Genomic DNA, 17,329 nt, shown 5'->3' with positions numbered 1-17,329 from the left:
TTTTCTTTATTTTTAGCAGAATTGTTATTATTAAATTTATGTATCTACAAGAGGGTTTTCATACTTATTTGATCTATATTTTAACCAATAAAGCGAAATCTGTATTTTATATTGGCGTTACAAATAATCTTAAAAGCAGATTATTAAAGCATAAAGAAAATATTTTATCTGAGAGCAAAACTTTTGTCGCAAAATACAATATTGAGTTTTTAGTTTATTACGAAAAATTCACATGGATTCAAGAAGCAATTGCAAGAGAAAAAGAATTGAAAGGCTGGAGAAGAGAGAAGAAAATCGCGTTAATTAAAACCATGAATCCAGATTTGGAGTTTTTAGAATATTAAAGACAAAGTTTTTGTCGGCTGAGAATCAACGTCTAGTTTGTCATTCCGAGGAACGAGGAATCTCCGCAAGTAGCTCGACAAAGATTGGAAAAACTTTACGGAAAAACTTTACGGAAAAACTTTACGGAAAAACTCCGCGGAGATTCCTCGTTCCTCGGAATGACAAAACGTGTGGTTGCTTTATGTTTTAGCAATAAAATACTGTGATTTACCCAATCGAAAACCTAAATCCAATTCCGTGCAGGTTTTCAATCGAAATACCTTCTTCGTTGGCTAAGATTTTTCGAAGACGAGAAATGAAAACATCTAAACTTCTTCCCATAAAATAGTCGTCAGTTCCCCACAAAGAGGTTAAGATTTGTTCTCTTTTTAAAACAGAATTTTTATGATCTAGAAAAAGTTTCAATAATTCGGCTTCACGTTGCGTCAATCCAACTTTTTCTTCGTCGTTAAAAAGAATGAAGTTTTTGGTGTCAAATTGATATTTTCCTACTTCATAAATTGTTTTTGCTAGCGGAATATTTTTTTGCGAACGTTTTAAGAAAATTTCAATTTTTAATAGCAATTCTTCGATGCTGAAAGGCTTTACCAAATAATCATCTGCACCAAGTCGCAGTCCTTTAATACGGTCTTCTTTTAAAGTTTTAGCAGAAAGGAAAATAATCGGAATGTCAACATCGATTTTTCTAATGGCTTCAGCAAGTTCAAAACCATCCATCTTTGGCATCATAATATCAAAAATGCAGATGTCAAATTCGTCTTCCTCAAAAATTTTCAGCGCCGATTTTCCATCAGAACAATGAATTACTTCATAATTATTTTGCTCCAAATTGTCTTTGGTTAAAAACGCAAGAGTTTCGTCGTCTTCGGCATATAGTATTTTGAAATTTCTCATTTTTTGTACGGAATTGATAAAGTTAAGGTAACACCCTTTTCTTGATTATTTTCGGCTTTTATTTTCCAATTTTGCAAACTGCAGATTTCTTTTACATAGTATAAACCAAGTCCAAACCCGTTAACTTCGTTACTTTTTTCGTTTTGAACGCGATAAAACTTATCAAAGATAAAAGATATTTTTTTAGGATTAATTCCAATTCCATTATCAATAAATTCCAATTTCAAACAATTATTTTCTTCGGTAATTTTTATGATAACTTCTGGGTTTTCGTTACAGTATTTTATCGCATTATCCAGTAAATTATAAACCAAATTGGCAAAATGGAAAGTATCGGTTTCTATCACATATTCTCTTGAAACCGTTTCAATTTTAATAGAAGCTTCAGGATATTTTAATTTGATATTTTCTATTGCTTCTTCAATAATGGGAACAATTAAAATACTTTCTTTTTTTAGTTCTAAAGGAGCATAATCAGACTTTGCAATATCCAGAATCTTTTCGATATGGCCGTTTAATTTATTCCCTTGATTGATAATAATATCGGTGTAGGTATACAGTTTCTTGTCTTCTTTAATTGGTTTTTGTTCAATTAAATATTTTGATGCAATAAGAATAGAAGCCAGTGGGGTTTTAAATTCATGCGTCATATTATTGATAAAATCACGCTGTAGTTCTGAATATTTTTTATGCTGTAAAAGCGTAAATATAGAATAAACGTAAATTAGCAGAATCAGAATTAATGCAGTTGAAAGAATAAACCAAAAACGCATCGAACTAAATAAATAAGTGGTTTCATTTGGAAAACGAACCGCAAAATAATAAACCAGATTTTTATGTTTAGGGAAGTAGACCGTTTTTTTGCAATCTGCTTTTTTCTTCGAAAGCGAAATATAATCACCATAAATCATTTCGTCGCTTTGGCAGTTGTACATCGCGTATTCGAAATCGGTTGTGATGTTCATTTTTTTGAATTCTGTCTTTAGATAAAATTCTAAAATATCAGGTTCAAATTCGTTGTCGACATTGACGATATAATAGTCATTCGCAATTTTCTGTACAGGATTCTGAACAGGCAGTTCGTGATTCGTTCCTTCGTATAATTTTTTAGCGACCTCCAACAAAGCAATATGTGCTTTCTGACTCAGTTTTTTTTGCTCAATTGTAAAAGCTTCTTTGGTCCATAACAATTGCGCCACCAAAATGCTAATGATGGCTACCAATCCTAAGATAATGATGCTGTTGAGTTTGTTAATTTTCAAGAATATTGGATTTTGAGAGTGTAATATTAATCAATTTTGACCTGAAAATAAGCGATTAACAAGTCATTAACAAACGTTTGAAAGCGGTTAACAGCGATTTGATTTTGTCTGAATTACCTTTGAAATATAAAAATGAACTACAAACCATTTTAAATATATCAGTTATGAAAACGATAAAAATTTCTATGTTGGCATTGGCATTAGGTTTAATGTCTTTTTCGGCAATTGCACCAGTACAATCTTTAGTTTCAGAGACTGAAGTTTCAGAAATGGGGCCTTCTACAATTGTTTGGAAAGCAGAAACAATTGATGTTGGACAAATTCCACAAGGAACTCCAAAAGCAATTGTGTACGAATTTAAAAATACAGGAAAAACAGCTGTAGTGATTACAAACGTTCAAGGATCTTGCGGATGTACAGCAACAGATTATACAAAAGAGCCAATTCAGGCTGGAAAATCTGGAAAAGTTACTGCGACATACAACGCTGCAAACAAAGGAGCTTTTACAAAAACAGTTACTGTAACAACTAGTGCAGATACAACTCCAAAAGTACTTACTTTGAAAGGTACAGTTATTTAAGATTTTTAATAGGTTGGTTATATGGCGAAAGCTCCAGACATGTAAATTGTTTGGAGCTTTTATTTTTTATTAACCGTTTAAGCTTCAAAAAAATAAGGAATAAGATTTAGTTCGGACTTCTTTGATTTAACAGAATTTTTTCTACTTTTAATCAAAAATTTTAAGTTATGAAAATTTGGTATACGCCTATTATTGCTGCTGTTTTTTTAATTGTTTTTTCATGTAATTCGAAAGCCGATAAGAAAGAGGAAAATTCGATAAAGAAAGTCGAAAAAATCCCGGAATTGAAACTTACAATTGATACTGTCCGCATAGCTAAGTTTTATGAAAATTATCCGAAATTGGAAAAATTTAAAAGTGATGTAACTTCTTTATATCTAAAAAATAAATCTACTCAATTATGGCAAGACAATAAAGGAGTTGTGGAGTTTGGAAGCACGTTATTTAATCAATACAAAAATTTAGATCAAGAAGGATTAAAAGCCAATTATCCTTATAAGGAAGAACTCAATTCGGTTTTCGAGAATAATCCAACTAAAAAAATATCTAAGGAAGATACCGATTTACTGTTATCAAATTTGTATTACTATTATGCTGAGAAAGTATATGCAGGTTTTGATGAAAAAACTAGTATTTCGTTGGAATGGCTTTTACCAAGAAAAAAGTTCAATTATCAGGTGCTTTCAGATTCCATTTTCAAAAAATCAACCATTTTGGATGATAAGAAAAAGAAGATGTTCAGCCAATATTACAAACTTCGTGATGCTTTAAAGGAATACAGAGAAATTGAGAAAAACGGTGGGTGGAAAACAATTGAAGTTGAAGAAGATTATAAGCCTTTAAAAGTTGGTGATTCTTCTGATGTGGTAGCTCAAATTAGAGAAAGGCTTTTTGTGACAAAAGATCTTAAGGAAGATAATAAAAGTTCAGTTTGCGATACTACTTTAATGAAAGCACTTAAATTTTATGAAGCTCGTCACGGATACACTCCTAAAAATACTATTTTATTAGAACACATAAATGATCTAAACATTCCAGTTTCGGAACGCATTAAAACCATTATTGTTAATATGGAACGTTGCCGCTGGATTGATCCAGAATTGGAAAAAGGGCAAAAATATATAGAAGTGAATATTCCAGAATTTCGATTGTATATTATCGAAGACGGAAAAATTGCTTTTGTATCACCAGTTGTAGTAGGGAAAGCGATGACGAAAACCGTAATTTTCAGCGGAATGATGAGCAATATTGTTTTCAGCCCGTATTGGAATGTGCCGACAAGCATTATTAATTCGGAGATTAAACCCGGCATGGCGAGAGATAAAAACTATCTGCAAAAGAAAAATTTGGAGTGGAACAATGGTGCTGTTCGTCAGCTTCCTGGAAAAAATAACTCTTTAGGTTTAGTGAAGTTCTTGTTCCCAAATTCAAGCAATATTTATTTGCACGATACGCCTTCAAAAAGTTTATTCGAAAGAGAGAGTAGAGCATTCAGCCACGGTTGTGTGCGTGTGGCAAAACCTCGTGAATTGGCAATCGAATTATTAAAAGTAGATCCGCAATGGAATCCAGCAAGAATCGATAAAGCCATGCACTCTGGAAAAGAAAACTGGTATACACTTAAGAAAAAAGTTCCAGTTTACATCGGATATTTCACCGCTTGGGTAGACCGCGAAGGAAATTTAAACTTCTACAAAGATATTTACGGAAGAGACGAAAGTCTAATTAAATTACTGACTGAGGAATAGTTTAAAGTTTGCCACGAATTACACAAATTTCCACCAATTTGAATTCATGTTAAAAAAAAATAAAGCCACAGATTATAGGATTAAAAATGATTATAAAAAATCTGTGCTAATCCCTTTAATCTGTGGCTAAAAAATAAATTCGTGAATTCATGGCTAAAAAAAACTTATTCCGATAAAACATCCACACATTTATAAAAACGTTTGGTATAATGTTCTGTATCAAGCGCTGTTATTGTAACTTGTTGCGCTTTTCCAGATGAAGCATGGATAAATTTTGAGTGCATTCCGTTAGCTTCACAGATAATGCCAAGGTGACCAATTATGGTTCTGTCTTTATAACCATAAAAAACTAAAATATCTCCCACTTTAAAATCTTCTGGTTTTAAATTTTTACCGATGTTTTTATAGCCGCTTGAGCTTCGTGGTAAGGTTAAACCATATTTTCCAAAAACATAACTCACAAAACCCGAACAGTCAAAACCTTTTTTCGGATTGCTGCTCGCGTACACATAAGGAATTCCCACATGTTTTTTTGCAAAAGCAATTAAAGAATCACGATTGATTTCTGTTTGACTTTTAGGATTTTGAACTATTATTTGTGGTTCTTTATTTTTTAGATTAAAAGAAAAAAGAAAAATAATAGGCAGTAAAAATAATAGTTGGAGCGGTCTCATTTTTTTAAGTCTTAAGTAAATAAAACGCTAAATATAAATGGTTATTTTATTTTTAAAAGAACAAAAAGCACCTAAAAAGTACAAATGAGTACTGTTACGCTACAAATGATGTGTTTATGTGGTGTTTTTTTATTGCTTTTTGACATTTTAGTATCTTTCTAGATATTCTCTTTCTAATATATTTGTGAATCATATTTAGATTTTAACAAATAAATTATGTTTCCCAAAAAAATAGCACTTTTAATTTTGTTTTTGCTGATTTCGGTTATTTCGAACTCGCAAATTCAAAATTCAAGTAAGACATTCTTATATCAAGGGCGTGTAGAAAAACTGCAAAATGATAACGTCATTTTAATTGGTACGGCTTCGTCTGTTTCTTTCAATTTTACGGGAAATGAATGCTCGATTTCACTTCAAAGCGTAGATTCTTACGAACACCATAATTATGTTTCTTTGGTTTTAGACGATAAATATATTGGGAAAATCAAAGTTGAAAAAGGCGCTGTTCAAACTTTTCCAATAAAAGTGACTTCAATTCAAAAAGAGCATCGTTTAGAAATTTATAAAAATACAGAAGCCCATACGGGCGGCATTTTATTTGCCGGAACCACTGCTAGGCTGACTTCTATTTCATTTAAAAAGAAAAAGAAAATCGAGTTTATCGGTGATTCGATTACTTGTGGCGCAGCGAGCGATGGTTCTGATATTCCTTGCGATAAAGGAGAATATTACGATCATCACAATAGTTATTATGCTTACGGCCCAACACTTTCTAGAGCAATTGGAGCTGATTATTTAATGAGCTGTGTTTCTGGAATTGGAATGTATCGCAATTGGAACGACGAACACAAAGACGAAGCGATCATGCCAGATGTTTATCAGAATTTGTATCTGACAAAAGATGCTTCAAAACCTAAATATGATTTTGCTTTTCAGCCTGATATTATCAGTATTGCTTTAGGAACAAATGACTTTTCTGGCGGAGACGGAAAGAAAGAACGTTTGCCTTTTAATCCTGAAAAATACATTTCGAATTATGTCAATTTTATAAAGATGTTGTACGAACATAATCCGAAAGTGCAAATTGTAATTACGAACAGTCCAATGGTTGGAGGAGAAAGAGGAGTTGTTTTTGAAGATTGTCTGAATAAAGTTAAAAACGCTTTCGCGAATGATAAAGCGCACAAACCCATTCAGATTTTCAAATTCAAACCAATGACTCCAAGCGGATGCACTGGACACCCAAATGTGGCAGAACATAAAGTTTTGGCAGACGAATATGCACCATTTTTAAAGAAGTTGCTAAATGAAAAATAATATCTATAAGTTTGTTTTCTTTTTATTGATTTCCAGTACTATGATGGCAAATGTTTCGCTTCCGAATATTTTTAGTGATAATATGGTTTTACAACGCAACTCTGAAGTGAAAATTTGGGGTTGGGCAAATCCAAAAGAGGAAATAAAACTGATTTCGAGTTGGAACAATCAGGAATATAAAACTGTAGCCAATAATCAGGCAAAATGGGAATTAACGATCAAAACTCCAGAAGCGGGCGGACCTTTTACAATTTCCATAAAAGGCTACAACGAAGTGGTTTTGAAAAATATTTTAATTGGTGAAGTGTGGCTTTGTTCGGGTCAATCGAATATGGAAATGTCTGTAAGTTGGGGAATTGACGACGGAGAAGAGGAAATGAAAAATGCCACGAATCCGAATATTCGTTTTTTTACCGTTACTAAATTAACGGCTACGAGTCCACAGAATAATTTGTTAGGAAATTGGACGGAATCGACTCCAGAAACCATGAAATATTTCAGTGCAATTGGTTACTTTTTTGCCAAACGCCTTCGCGAAGATTTGAAAAATGTTCCAATCGGATTGATTTCTTCGAATTGGGGAGGAACTCCTGCCGAAATCTGGATGCCAGAAGAAGTCGTAAATAATGATCCGCTTTTGTTAGAAAATGCCAAAAAACTAAATGAGCAAGAATACGGACCAAGACAACCTGGACGCGCTTACAATGCTATGATTTATCCGATTGTAGGATTTAAGATTGCAGGAACGCTTTGGTATCAAGGAGAATCGAATGTTGGTTCGTTGGTTTATGATAAAACTCTTGGAGCACTAATTACTTCTTGGAGAAAAGAATGGAATGATAATTTTCCGTTTTATTATGTTCAGATTGCACCTTTTAAAACAGGTTCTAATAATTTCTCAAATGTAACAGTTAGAAATTCGCAGAGAAAATTATTGAAAGAAGTTTCTAAATCGGGAATGGTCGTGATAAGTGATATTTCGGATACGATTGATATTCATCCAAAAAATAAAAAATCAGTCGGAATTCGTTTGGCGAATTTAGCTTTGGCTGAAACGTATAAAACCAATTCTAATTTGGTAAATGGTCCATTGTTTAAAGATATTAAAATTGAAAAAAACAAAGCAATCGTTTCTTTTGATTATGCTGACGGACTTTATTTTAAAGAAAAAAAATCGAATCAATTTGAAGTAGCAGGAACTGATGGTGTTTTCTATCCTGCCGAAGCTTCAATACAAAATAATCAGGTGATTTTGACAAGTAAAAAAGTTGTAAATCCAGCAAAAGTGAGATTTGCTTGGGGAAATACAACGCAATCAGATTTGTTTAATAAAGCGAATTTGCCTGCTTCTTGTTTTATATCTGAGGAATGAGATTTTAGATTTTAGAGTGTAGATTTTAGATTTTAACCAATTTGTCAGGCTGAGCTAAGTCGAAGTCCGCAATACATAATTTGAATCTCGCAGAGACGCAAAGTTTTTAAAACTTAGTATCTCAGTATCTTAGAACCTTAGCGCCTTTAAAAAAAGAAACTAACTAAACCATCATGAAAAATAAAAAAATAATTATTATCGGGGTTTTATCCCTGTTTACTGTTGGAAATATGAGTGCACAAAAAAAGCCGTATCTGGATAAAAATAAAACTGTTGAGCAACGCATTGATTTGCTTTTACCGTTAATGACGTTGGAGGAAAAAGTGGGACAGATGAACCAATATAATGGTTTTTGGGATGTTACTGGACCCGCGCCAAAAGGCGGAACAGCCGAATTAAAATACGAACATTTAAGAAAAGGATTGGTCGGATCGATGCTAACAGTTCGTGGTGTGAAAGAAGTTCGTGCGGTGCAGAAAATTGCGGTTGAAGAAACGAGATTAGGAATTCCGTTAATTATTGGTTTTGACGTAATTCATGGTTATAAAACGTTAAGTCCGATACCGTTGGCAGAAGCGGCAAGTTGGGATTTAGAAGCGATTAAAAAATCGGCAGCGATTGCTGCTGATGAGGCTTCGGCATCTGGAATTAACTGGACTTTTGGACCTAATGTTGACGTTGCAAACGACGCTCGTTGGGGGCGTGTGATGGAAGGCGCAGGAGAAGATCCGTATTTGGGAAGTAAAGTGGGCTATGCGCGTGTGAAGGGTTTTCAAGGAGAAACGGTTGCAGATTTGCAAAAAGTGAATACGATCGCAGCTTGCGCGAAACACTTTGCCGCTTATGGTTATGTTGAAGCGGGATTGGAATATAATATTGTGGATATCAGTAATTCTAAATTATACAATTCGGTTTTACCTCCTTTTGAAGCGACGGTTGAAGCGGGAGTTCGTACGTTTATGAATTCGTTTAATACTTTGAATGGCGTTCCGGCAACTGGAAATGCCTTTTTGCAAAGAGATATTTTAAAAGGGAAATGGAAGTTTGACGGATTTGTAATTTCTGATTATGCTTCAATTCGTGAAATGATTGCGCACGGATATGCAAAAGATGAAGCTGATGCAACAGCAAAAGCCGTAATTGCAGGTTCTGATATGGATATGGAATCGTATTTATATGTTGCAAAACTGGTTGATTTGGTGAAATCAGGTAAAGTAAAAGAATCTTTGGTTGATGATGCGGTTCGCCGAATTCTGCGCGTGAAATTTGAATTGGGATTATTTGATGATCCTTACCGTTACTGTGATGAAAAACGTGAAAAAGAAGTTGTTGGAAGCAAAGCCAATAATGAAGGCGTTTTGGACATGGCAAAGAAATCGATCGTTTTATTAAAGAACGAAAAGAATTTATTGCCACTAAAGAAATCTGGACAGAAAATTGCTTTGATTGGTGCTTTGGCAAACGATAAAAACAGCCCATTAGGAAGTTGGAGAATTGCGGCTTCAGACGATACTGCTGTCTCTGTTTTGGAAGGAATGCAGCAATACAAAGACAATCAGCTGACTTTTGAAAAAGGTGCTGATTTACTAAAACAAAAAGCTACTTTCTTGACAGAAACTGTTTTTAATACTACAGATAAAAGTGGTTTTGAAGGAGCAAAAACAGCCGCAAAAAACGCTGATGTTGTGGTAATGGTTTTAGGTGAATACGGTTTCCAAAGCGGTGAGGGAAGAAGTAGAACGGATTTGAATTTGCCTGGTTTACAACAAGAACTACTAGAAGAAATCTACAAAGTAAATCCGAATGTAGTTTTGGTTTTAAATAACGGTCGTCCGTTGAGTATTCCGTGGGCTGCAGAAAATGTTCCAGCTATTGTTGAAGCTTGGCATTTAGGAACTCAGGCAGGAAACGCAATTGCTCAGGTTTTATACGGAGATTATAATCCGAGTGGAAAATTGCCAATGTCTTTCCCGAGAAATGTGGGTCAGGTGCCGATTTATTACAACAAATACAGTACAGGAAGACCAATAGACAGCGATAAAAACGTTTTCTGGTCGCATTATATGGATGTGGAAAAAACGCCGCAATTTCCGTTTGGTTTTGGATTAAGCTACACAACTTTCGGTTATAAAAACTTAAAACTGAATAAAACTTCTTTTGCAAAAGGAGAAAAAGTTGAGGTGAGTGTTGAAGTGACCAACTCAGGAAATTATGATGGAAAAGAAGTGGTTCAATTGTATATTCATGATGAGTTTGCAAGTATCATTCGCCCAATTAAAGAATTAAAAGGTTTTGAATTGATAAACTTGAAAAAGGGAGAAACTAAAACGGTAAAGTTTACTTTAACGGATAAAGAACTTGGTTTTTATGATAACGAAGGGAAATATTTGGTAGAACCAGGAACTTTTAAAATCATGGTTGGAGGAAGCTCTGATAAAGGATTGCAGAGTGGTTTTGAAATTCTTTAAGTTTCAAAGGGACAGAGTAACAAAGTAACCAAGATTCAAAGTTTTAATCTCGCAAAGTCGCAGAGTCGCAAAGATTTTTGAATAGCCCCTAGCTTCAGCTGGGGGATTAAGAGTTGAATTGAAAAAAGGCTTTAGCCAAACTGTCGTTAGTTTGGCTAAAGCCTTTTTTTGTCGCTTGCTATTTTACATCCAGCTAAAGCTGGACGCAATTCAAACTTATATTTTAAAATTAAACTTTGCGCCTTCGCGCCTTTGCGAGATTAAAAACATAATCAATAAATTTCTAAAATCATTAATTGATCGTTAGAAATAAAGGATTCTATAATTTCTTTTTTTGAAATGAGTAATTCGGCTAATTGTTTTGTGTTTTTATTGAATGTCTTTAGAATTATGACTTTTGGAGGAACTCCTTTTAGAAGTAATAATTTTTCGAAATCATCATTATGGGTAAGAATAGTGAAATCATTTTTTCTTGCAAATTCCCAGATTTCAATATCTTTCGCGGGTTGCTTTACTTGTCTTTTGAGTGAAAACAATTTGAGAAATCATTTTCAACAAGCTTTGCAATTCTCCACGAAATATTAGCATCTAATAGCAACTTCATTATGCTGCAATTATTTTTGTAATATTTTCTCTATTTGCAGCAAAAGATAAAGCAGCAAGAATATGTTCTCTTTTTAGTTCTGGAAAATCTTCAATAATTTCTTCGAAGGACATTCCTGTGGATAACCAAGACAGAATATCAGAAACGCAAATACGTGTTCCTGTAATAACAGGTTTTCCAAATCTGATATCAGGATCTATTGAAATTAAGTTTTGCCAATTATTTTCCATGCTTTTTTGTATTTAAAACAAATTTACAAAATTAAAATATGAATTAAGATATGAAGTTTTATTTGCCGCGAAGACGCTAAGTCGCAAAGATTTTTGAATAGCCCCTAGCTTCAGCTAGGGGAAAGATTTGGATAAGAAAAGGGCTTTAGCCAAACTAGCGACAGTTTGGCTAAAGCCTTTTTCCGTTTGTTTTTTTTTACATCCAGCTAAAGCTGGACGCAAGTCAATCTTAAATATTTAAAAAATTAAACTTTTTAGATTCTGAATTCGTAGTGATTATTATTTTCTTTTTCTGTAATTGTAAGTATTTTATGTAAAAAAAAGCATTTCAATCGGTTCTTTTGCCTTATCTTTGATACACAGCCATTTAAAATATTTTTTATTGGTAATTAAGGTAAGCTGAAAACTTTATAGAGTAAGCATGATTTTAAAAGTATACTTATGGAAAATTCTTTATTTAAGAAAGTAAAAAAAGCTATTGATTACTGGTATATTCCATTGTTGGTGGGATTACTGTTTATTGGAATCGGAATTTGGTCTTTTATCACACCCGTAGCAGCTTATTTAACTCTTGCATTTATCTTTAGTGTTTCGTTTTTAGGAAGCGGAATTTTTGAAATCATTTTTGCACTTTCAAATAGAAAGAAAATTGATAATTGGGGATGGACCTTAGCATCTGGAATTTTAGGCTTTGTCGTTGGATTTCTGCTTATTATCAATCCATTAATTTCAATTACTATACTGCCACTTTATGTTGGATTTGTGGTTTTATTCCGTTCTATTATGGCAATAGTTATTGCTTTTGATTTGAAGAGTTACGCCGTTTCTGATTGGGCAAATCTTTTAATACTGGGAATATTAGGTACACTGTTTTCATTTGTCTTATTATGGAATCCCATTTTTGCGGGACTTTCACTGGTTTATTGGACTGCTTTTGCTTTTATTTCTCTTGGTATTTTTTATATTTATTTTTCTATCAAATTGAAAAAAATACACGATTTAAATAAAGAATAAAATTTGTTTTTGATTTTATAAAATAGAATAAACCCTGCAGATTTATGAAATCTGCAGGGTTTATTTTTTTTAAGAATTTGAGGAAAAGCAAATTTGGATTAAAAAAAGAAGCTTTTTGAATTAATAACTTTTGATATTTTTTTACCTTTAAAAGCTATTAAAACTCCAACTTTTAAATTACAAACATGAAATATAACAGATGCGGCAGAAGCGGATTATTATTGCCTGAGATTTCTTTAGGATTATGGCATAATTTCGGTTCTGTGGATAATTTTGAAAATGCCGAAAGCATTGCCATTGAGGCTTTTGATAAAGGAATTACACACTTCGATTTAGCCAATAATTATGGTCCGGTTCCTGGTTCTGCTGAGGAGAATTTTGGAAAAATATTATGGCATAATTTTCAGGGAAATCTGCGTGATGAAATCGTGATTTCTACTAAAGCTGGTTATACCATGTGGAATGGTCCTTACGGAGATTGGGGTTCGAGAAAATATCTTTTGTCTAGTTTAGATCAGAGTTTGAAACGAATGAATGTTGATTATGTTGATATTTTTTATTCGCACCGTCCAGATCCAGAAACTCCGATTGAAGAAACGATGATGGCTTTGGATCATGCGGTTAGAAGCGGAAAAGCTTTGTATGTCGGAATCAGTAATTACTCTGCAGAACAAACTCGCGTTGCGGTTGATGTTTTGAAACAATTGGGAACGCCTTGTTTGATTCATCAAGCAAAATATTCAATGTTGGAACGTTGGGTTGAAAATGGTTTACTAGACGTTTTAGAAGAAAAAGGAGTAGGCTGTATTGCGTTTTCGCCTTTGGCACAAGGACTTTTGACGGATAAATATTTAAATGGAATTCCTGAAAACTCAAGAGCACATAATCCGAACGGGCATTTGAGAGAAGATGAGGTTACACAGGAACGCATTCAGAAATTGATTCAGCTGAATGAAATTGCCCAGAATAGAAATCAATCTTTGGCGCAAATGGCTTTGGCTTGGTTGCAAAAAGACAAACGCATTACTTCGGTTTTAATTGGTGCAAGTTCGGTAAAACAATTGTGTAATAATATTGATTGTTTGCAGAATACGGAATTTTCTCAAGATGAATTGAATGCGATTGAGAAAATATTAGCTTAATTCGCATTACATAACCTAGACTGGACTGAAGTTCAGCCCTACAATATAATTTGTTCCTTTGGAACTTTAAAAGAGCCTTCGGCTCGATTCATATTGTAGAGCTGGACTTCAGTCCAGTTTTGTGAGATTAAAATACGTAAACCCGACAGGTTTTTAAAACCTGTCGGGTTTGAAATTTATAGAATATAGATTTTTATTTGATAATCATCGCCAAACCGCCACCGCTTGCTAAATGATATTTTAATTTCGTTGTAGAATCAACGGTTATAATTTCTTTTTTATAATCTACTGCTGCTTTATCGGCATTTACACCATCAGAGAAAATTTCGGCTTGGAATTTTTTGCCTTTTTCAAGGAAAGAAAAATCAATTGTAATATCTCTGGAATCCCAGTTTGTAATGGCGCCTAAATACCAAGTGTTGTCTTTTTTACGAGCGATAGAAACGAATTTTCCAACTTCTCCATCCAAAGCAATAGTTTCATCAAAAACAGTTGGAACTTTAGCGATAAAATCTGTGCTTTCTTGTTCCTTCATAAAAGCTGTCGGGCTATCAGCCATCATTTGTAAAGGAGCTTCAAAAATCGTGTAAAGCGCCAATTGATGACATCTTGTGCCTTGACTCATTGGAGCGGAATGATTTGGTTTAAATTCACTTTTAGTTGCATTTCGCATGGCGCCTGGCGTATAATCCATTGGGCCTGCCATCATTCTGATAAACGGAATTGTAGTGTCGTATAACGGAACATCATCATTTGGAGTCCATTTGTTATTTTCTAGACCTTTTACGCCTTCAAAATTTAAAATGTTAGGGAAAGTTCTTTGAATTCCAGTTGGTTTGTACATTCCGTGGAAATCTAAAACTAATTTATAATTTGCCGCTTTCTGCGAAATATCATAAACTGAATTTACCATTTTAGCATCGTCGCGGTCTAAGAAATCAACTTTGAAACCTTTAATTCCTAGATTAGCATAATTCTTCAAAATTCCGTCTGTATTTTTTGTCAAAGCCATCCAAGAACTCCATAAAATGATTCCAACATTTCGTTCTTTTCCGTAAGCGATTAAAGCTTCTAAATCAACATTCGGATTGTGTTTCATGATGTCTTCTTCCAAACTCCAGCCTTCATCCAAAACCACATATTCGACTTTGTTTTTAGAAGCAAAATCAATGTAATATTTATAAGTCTGCGTGTTGATTCCGGCTTTAAAATCGATGTTGTAAATATTCCAATCGTTCCACCAATCCCACGCCACTTTCCCAGGTTTGATCCAAGAAATGTCTTTGATTTTTGAAGGTTCCGCTAATTTCTGAACCATATCATTATTCGCTAAAACGGCATCATTTTCAGAAATTACAATTGCTCGCCAAGGAAAAGTTCTTGTTCCTTTTGTTTTTACTAAATAATCGGCTCTTTCTGTAATTAATCTATTGATATTGTTGAATCCACCGTTGGTTTCTTTTAATGGATATTTAGAAAAACGAGATTCAAAACCCGATTTGTTTGTATTATTCGTAACAAATAATCCAGCATAATCTTCCAAATTAGCTTCTAGAAAAACCGCTTTTTTATGGTTTTTATAATCAATTAAAAACGGAAGAAATGCCAAAGTATCTTTTGCAAATTCACTTATTTTCTTGTTTTCGTAATGTGCTTCAAAAGAAGAAATAAACTGATCTTTCGGATTCCTCAAATCTCTCACATACGGCATTAAAGTGCTGTAATCTTGATCGAAATTCAAAACCACTTCTTCAGATTTTATGGTAATATCTTTTTTCTTTTTTGTGATAAAACGATACGCAGCACCATCATCAAAAACACGATATTCTATGCTGAAATCATTTTTAAAGTTTATTGTCAGCTGATTGTAATGATTTTGAACTGATTTCTTTTTGTAAAGTGGCGTTTCAAACGAATTATTTACAGTTTCTTTTTTAGAATTGATAACAATTGGATTTTTTCCTAAAATTTGATTTTCATCCAAAGTCAAAGACATTTCTGATGGAGCTAAAATCAAATCTTTTTCATGAGAAATCGACCATGAAATCTTATCATTCACAGAAATTTTAACTTCAATCTTTCCATTAGGAGAAGCTACTGTAAAATCCTGTTTTTTCTGTGAAAAAGAAAGATTTAAGGATAGTAAGCAAAAAAGAATAAATGTATTTTTCATGCTGTTTTTTATCAAATTTCGATTTTGTTATTCTGTAGAGACGCACTGCAGTGCGTCTACGTTCAGTTTTCTTTAAGGATATTCTTTGCGTAAGACGCACTGCAGTGCGTCTCTACAGAAAATAGGGATGGATTCAGGTTTATTTTTTCAATTTCAAATTATAATCTTTTACAATTTCCAATGTCGATTTATCTCCGTTAAAAACAGAATTTAAACCTTGCGGTTCTTGCGGAGGATCTGTAGTTAGTGGCTCGCCAGGATTCCATTTTCCGTCAGGATGAATTGCTTTTCCTTCTCCTCCATAACCCCAGAAATTGGCTGCTTGCAACGGACCGCCATTTTTATGGCTTTCGACCACTCTTCCAAAAATGTAGCTATAAAACTGATCGCGATGAACTGAAGAAGCTCCTGCATTTAAATTTTCATTTTCTCTAGGAAGTCCGAACTCTTCAATGATAATTAGTCTCTTTAAATTGTTGGCAACTTTAATATGATCGTCAATGTATTTTCCAGCGTTTTCGATTGTTGCAGGCATTGTTGCTTCGGCATTATCGGCTTTAAACCAGTTCCAGTTTTTAGGCCAAATGTGCATCGTCAAATAATCGATATTCGGATTCTGGTGCGTTCTTTCGAAGATTTCCATGCTGTCGTTCGAGCTGTTTTTTCCTTCAGAACCTGTTGAAACCAAGTGATTTTTATCTAAACTATCAATTAAATCCACAATGTTATTCAGCCATTTAGTGAATTTAGCTTCGTTTTCTTTTGTAAAAAGTCGTGGTTCATTTCCAACTTGCCATGCCATAATCGTATTATCCTCAGTATATTTCTTTTTAGAATAGGGATTTGTTCTTCCAATAATAAACTTCACATGATTATTTAGCGCTTCCATGCAAGGTTCGCAGCTATGAAATTGCTCTGTATAAGACATAAACTGAGGCCATGTATTTGGTGGAATATTTGGTACAGGAACAGGACCTTTGCCATTCCATTCTAAATATTGCGACATTCCGCCCGACCATTCCCAGTTATTCGTTAAATACAAAACTGCATACATATTGCGTTTGCCCATTTCGTTAATCAAGAAATCCAAACCGTCCAATAAATCTTCGTCGTATTTTCCTTGTTCGTATTGTAAGGCTGGACGAACGGTAAAATCGTATTTTCCGCCATCAGCACCAACCAAAATACGTAAATTATCAATTCCGTTTTTCTTCATAAAATCCAATTCGCGCAAAAGTCTTTTTCTGTCTCCTATTTTTTTAGAAGCGAGCATACTTCCGTACCAATAATTGGTTCCTATGTACGAGTAAGGCTTATCGCCTTTGTAAAATTGGTTTCCTTTTACCGTAATTTTTTCTTGCGCCTGACAAGCAATTGCAGTAAAAATCATAACGAATGAAAGGGTTTTAAAAAGTCGGTTTTTCATAATTTGTATTTTAAGGAGCTAATCCTGCTATCCGTTGCAATCTTTTGTGGCGAACCCCGCCACAAAAGGATTTTCACTT

15 protein-coding genes are annotated in these 17,329 nt (G+C 33.8%); 8 read left to right on the top strand and 7 right to left on the bottom strand.

Features of this window, described 5'->3' with window-relative positions:
- The first annotated feature begins 38 nt into the window (after positions 1-38).
- Positions 39-344 (top strand): GIY-YIG nuclease family protein, encoded by a 306-nt coding sequence (locus ABTV69_RS22805; protein ID WP_433832992.1) that lies wholly within the window; start codon positions 39-41, stop codon positions 342-344.
- 208 nt (positions 345-552) lie between these two features.
- Here the strand turns inward: ABTV69_RS22805 and ABTV69_RS22800 are convergent, their stop codons facing one another.
- Positions 553-1,239 (bottom strand): response regulator transcription factor, encoded by a 687-nt coding sequence (locus tag ABTV69_RS22800; RefSeq protein ID WP_433832990.1) that lies wholly within the window; start codon positions 1,237-1,239, stop codon positions 553-555.
- Positions 1,236-2,501 carry a sensor histidine kinase gene (locus tag ABTV69_RS22795; RefSeq protein WP_433832988.1) on the bottom strand — a complete coding sequence of 422 codons (1,266 nt, stop codon included), beginning with the start codon at positions 2,499-2,501 and terminating at the stop codon, positions 1,236-1,238. The genes ABTV69_RS22800 and ABTV69_RS22795 overlap by 4 nt, the downstream gene beginning before the upstream one ends.
- Positions 2,502-2,665: 164 nt before the next feature.
- Here ABTV69_RS22795 and ABTV69_RS22790 point away from each other — a divergent pair, with 164 nt between their 5' ends.
- Positions 2,666-3,082, top strand: coding sequence for a DUF1573 domain-containing protein (locus tag ABTV69_RS22790; RefSeq protein ID WP_433832986.1), 417 nt, complete (start codon positions 2,666-2,668; stop codon positions 3,080-3,082).
- A 167-nt stretch (positions 3,083-3,249) separates the two neighbouring features.
- Entirely contained in the window at positions 3,250-4,830 is a 1,581-nt protein-coding gene (locus ABTV69_RS22785; RefSeq protein WP_433832984.1) for a L,D-transpeptidase family protein, read from the top strand.
- A gap of 164 nt (positions 4,831-4,994) precedes the next feature.
- On the opposite strand, the gene ABTV69_RS22780 is transcribed toward ABTV69_RS22785, so the two are convergent.
- Positions 4,995-5,504 (bottom strand): C40 family peptidase, encoded by a 510-nt coding sequence (locus ABTV69_RS22780; protein ID WP_433832982.1) that lies wholly within the window; start codon positions 5,502-5,504, stop codon positions 4,995-4,997.
- Between the two features lie 216 nt (positions 5,505-5,720).
- Between ABTV69_RS22780 and ABTV69_RS22775 the strand changes: the two genes are divergently transcribed.
- The 3 genes from ABTV69_RS22775 (at position 5,721) to bglX (ending at position 10,661) form a co-directional block, all read left to right on the top strand.
- Entirely contained in the window at positions 5,721-6,821 is a 1,101-nt protein-coding gene (locus ABTV69_RS22775) for a GDSL-type esterase/lipase family protein (protein ID WP_433832980.1), read from the top strand.
- Positions 6,811-8,193, top strand: a complete 1,383-nt coding sequence (locus ABTV69_RS22770; protein ID WP_433832978.1) for a sialate O-acetylesterase — start codon at positions 6,811-6,813, stop codon at positions 8,191-8,193. Before ABTV69_RS22775 ends, ABTV69_RS22770 begins: the two co-directional genes overlap by 11 nt.
- Before the next feature lie 173 nt (positions 8,194-8,366).
- Positions 8,367-10,661: a beta-glucosidase BglX gene (bglX, locus tag ABTV69_RS22765; RefSeq protein ID WP_433832976.1), complete on the top strand. Its 2,295-nt coding sequence runs from the start codon at positions 8,367-8,369 to the stop codon at positions 10,659-10,661.
- Between the two features lie 272 nt (positions 10,662-10,933).
- On the opposite strand, the gene ABTV69_RS22760 is transcribed toward bglX, so the two are convergent.
- Together ABTV69_RS22760 and ABTV69_RS22755 are read right to left on the bottom strand one after the other, a co-directional pair.
- Positions 10,934-11,197 (bottom strand): DUF5615 family PIN-like protein, encoded by a 264-nt coding sequence (locus ABTV69_RS22760; RefSeq protein WP_433832974.1) that lies wholly within the window; start codon positions 11,195-11,197, stop codon positions 10,934-10,936.
- A 67-nt stretch (positions 11,198-11,264) separates the two neighbouring features.
- Positions 11,265-11,495 (bottom strand): DUF433 domain-containing protein, encoded by a 231-nt coding sequence (locus tag ABTV69_RS22755; RefSeq protein ID WP_276381522.1) that lies wholly within the window; start codon positions 11,493-11,495, stop codon positions 11,265-11,267.
- Between the two features lie 441 nt (positions 11,496-11,936).
- On the opposite strand from ABTV69_RS22755, the gene ABTV69_RS22750 reads away from it, so the two are divergent.
- Positions 11,937-12,509, top strand: a complete 573-nt coding sequence (locus tag ABTV69_RS22750) for an HdeD family acid-resistance protein (protein ID WP_433832972.1) — start codon at positions 11,937-11,939, stop codon at positions 12,507-12,509.
- 185 nt (positions 12,510-12,694) lie between these two features.
- Positions 12,695-13,651 carry an L-glyceraldehyde 3-phosphate reductase gene (gene mgrA / locus ABTV69_RS22745; protein ID WP_433832970.1) on the top strand — a complete coding sequence of 319 codons (957 nt, stop codon included), beginning with the start codon at positions 12,695-12,697 and terminating at the stop codon, positions 13,649-13,651.
- 193 nt (positions 13,652-13,844) lie between these two features.
- Here the strand turns inward: mgrA and ABTV69_RS22740 are convergent, their stop codons facing one another.
- Entirely contained in the window at positions 13,845-15,824 is a 1,980-nt protein-coding gene (locus ABTV69_RS22740; protein WP_433832968.1) for a glycoside hydrolase family 97 protein, read from the bottom strand.
- 139 nt (positions 15,825-15,963) lie between these two features.
- Positions 15,964-17,250 carry a glycoside hydrolase 5 family protein gene (locus ABTV69_RS22735; protein ID WP_433832966.1) on the bottom strand — a complete coding sequence of 429 codons (1,287 nt, stop codon included), beginning with the start codon at positions 17,248-17,250 and terminating at the stop codon, positions 15,964-15,966.
- Positions 17,251-17,329 lie beyond the last annotated feature (79 nt).

The organism is Flavobacterium anhuiense (assembly GCF_050990855.1).
Classification (GTDB): Bacteria; Bacteroidota; Bacteroidia; order Flavobacteriales; family Flavobacteriaceae; genus Flavobacterium; species Flavobacterium anhuiense_C.
This window is presented reverse-complemented; position numbering and strand designations above follow the sequence as displayed.

What these genes read in the sequence shown, in the direction of transcription:
- bglX (WP_433832976.1), top strand. Translation starts at nt 8,367, where the DNA reads ATGAAAAATAAAAAAATAATTATTATCGGGGTTTTATCCCTGTTTACT.
- ABTV69_RS22740 (WP_433832968.1), bottom strand. Translation starts at nt 15,824, where the DNA reads ATGAAAAATACATTTATTCTTTTTTGCTTACTATCCTTAAATCTTTCT.
- ABTV69_RS22785 (WP_433832984.1), top strand. Translation starts at nt 3,250, where the DNA reads ATGAAAATTTGGTATACGCCTATTATTGCTGCTGTTTTTTTAATTGTT.
- ABTV69_RS22780 (WP_433832982.1), bottom strand. Translation starts at nt 5,504, where the DNA reads ATGAGACCGCTCCAACTATTATTTTTACTGCCTATTATTTTTCTTTTT.
- ABTV69_RS22755 (WP_276381522.1), bottom strand. Translation starts at nt 11,495, where the DNA reads ATGGAAAATAATTGGCAAAACTTAATTTCAATAGATCCTGATATCAGA.
- ABTV69_RS22800 (WP_433832990.1), bottom strand. Translation starts at nt 1,239, where the DNA reads ATGAGAAATTTCAAAATACTATATGCCGAAGACGACGAAACTCTTGCG.
- ABTV69_RS22770 (WP_433832978.1), top strand. Translation starts at nt 6,811, where the DNA reads ATGAAAAATAATATCTATAAGTTTGTTTTCTTTTTATTGATTTCCAGT.
- ABTV69_RS22750 (WP_433832972.1), top strand. Translation starts at nt 11,937, where the DNA reads ATGGAAAATTCTTTATTTAAGAAAGTAAAAAAAGCTATTGATTACTGG.
- ABTV69_RS22735 (WP_433832966.1), bottom strand. Translation starts at nt 17,250, where the DNA reads ATGAAAAACCGACTTTTTAAAACCCTTTCATTCGTTATGATTTTTACT.
- ABTV69_RS22790 (WP_433832986.1), top strand. Translation starts at nt 2,666, where the DNA reads ATGAAAACGATAAAAATTTCTATGTTGGCATTGGCATTAGGTTTAATG.
- mgrA (WP_433832970.1), top strand. Translation starts at nt 12,695, where the DNA reads ATGAAATATAACAGATGCGGCAGAAGCGGATTATTATTGCCTGAGATT.
- ABTV69_RS22775 (WP_433832980.1), top strand. Translation starts at nt 5,721, where the DNA reads ATGTTTCCCAAAAAAATAGCACTTTTAATTTTGTTTTTGCTGATTTCG.
- ABTV69_RS22805 (WP_433832992.1), top strand. Translation starts at nt 39, where the DNA reads ATGTATCTACAAGAGGGTTTTCATACTTATTTGATCTATATTTTAACC.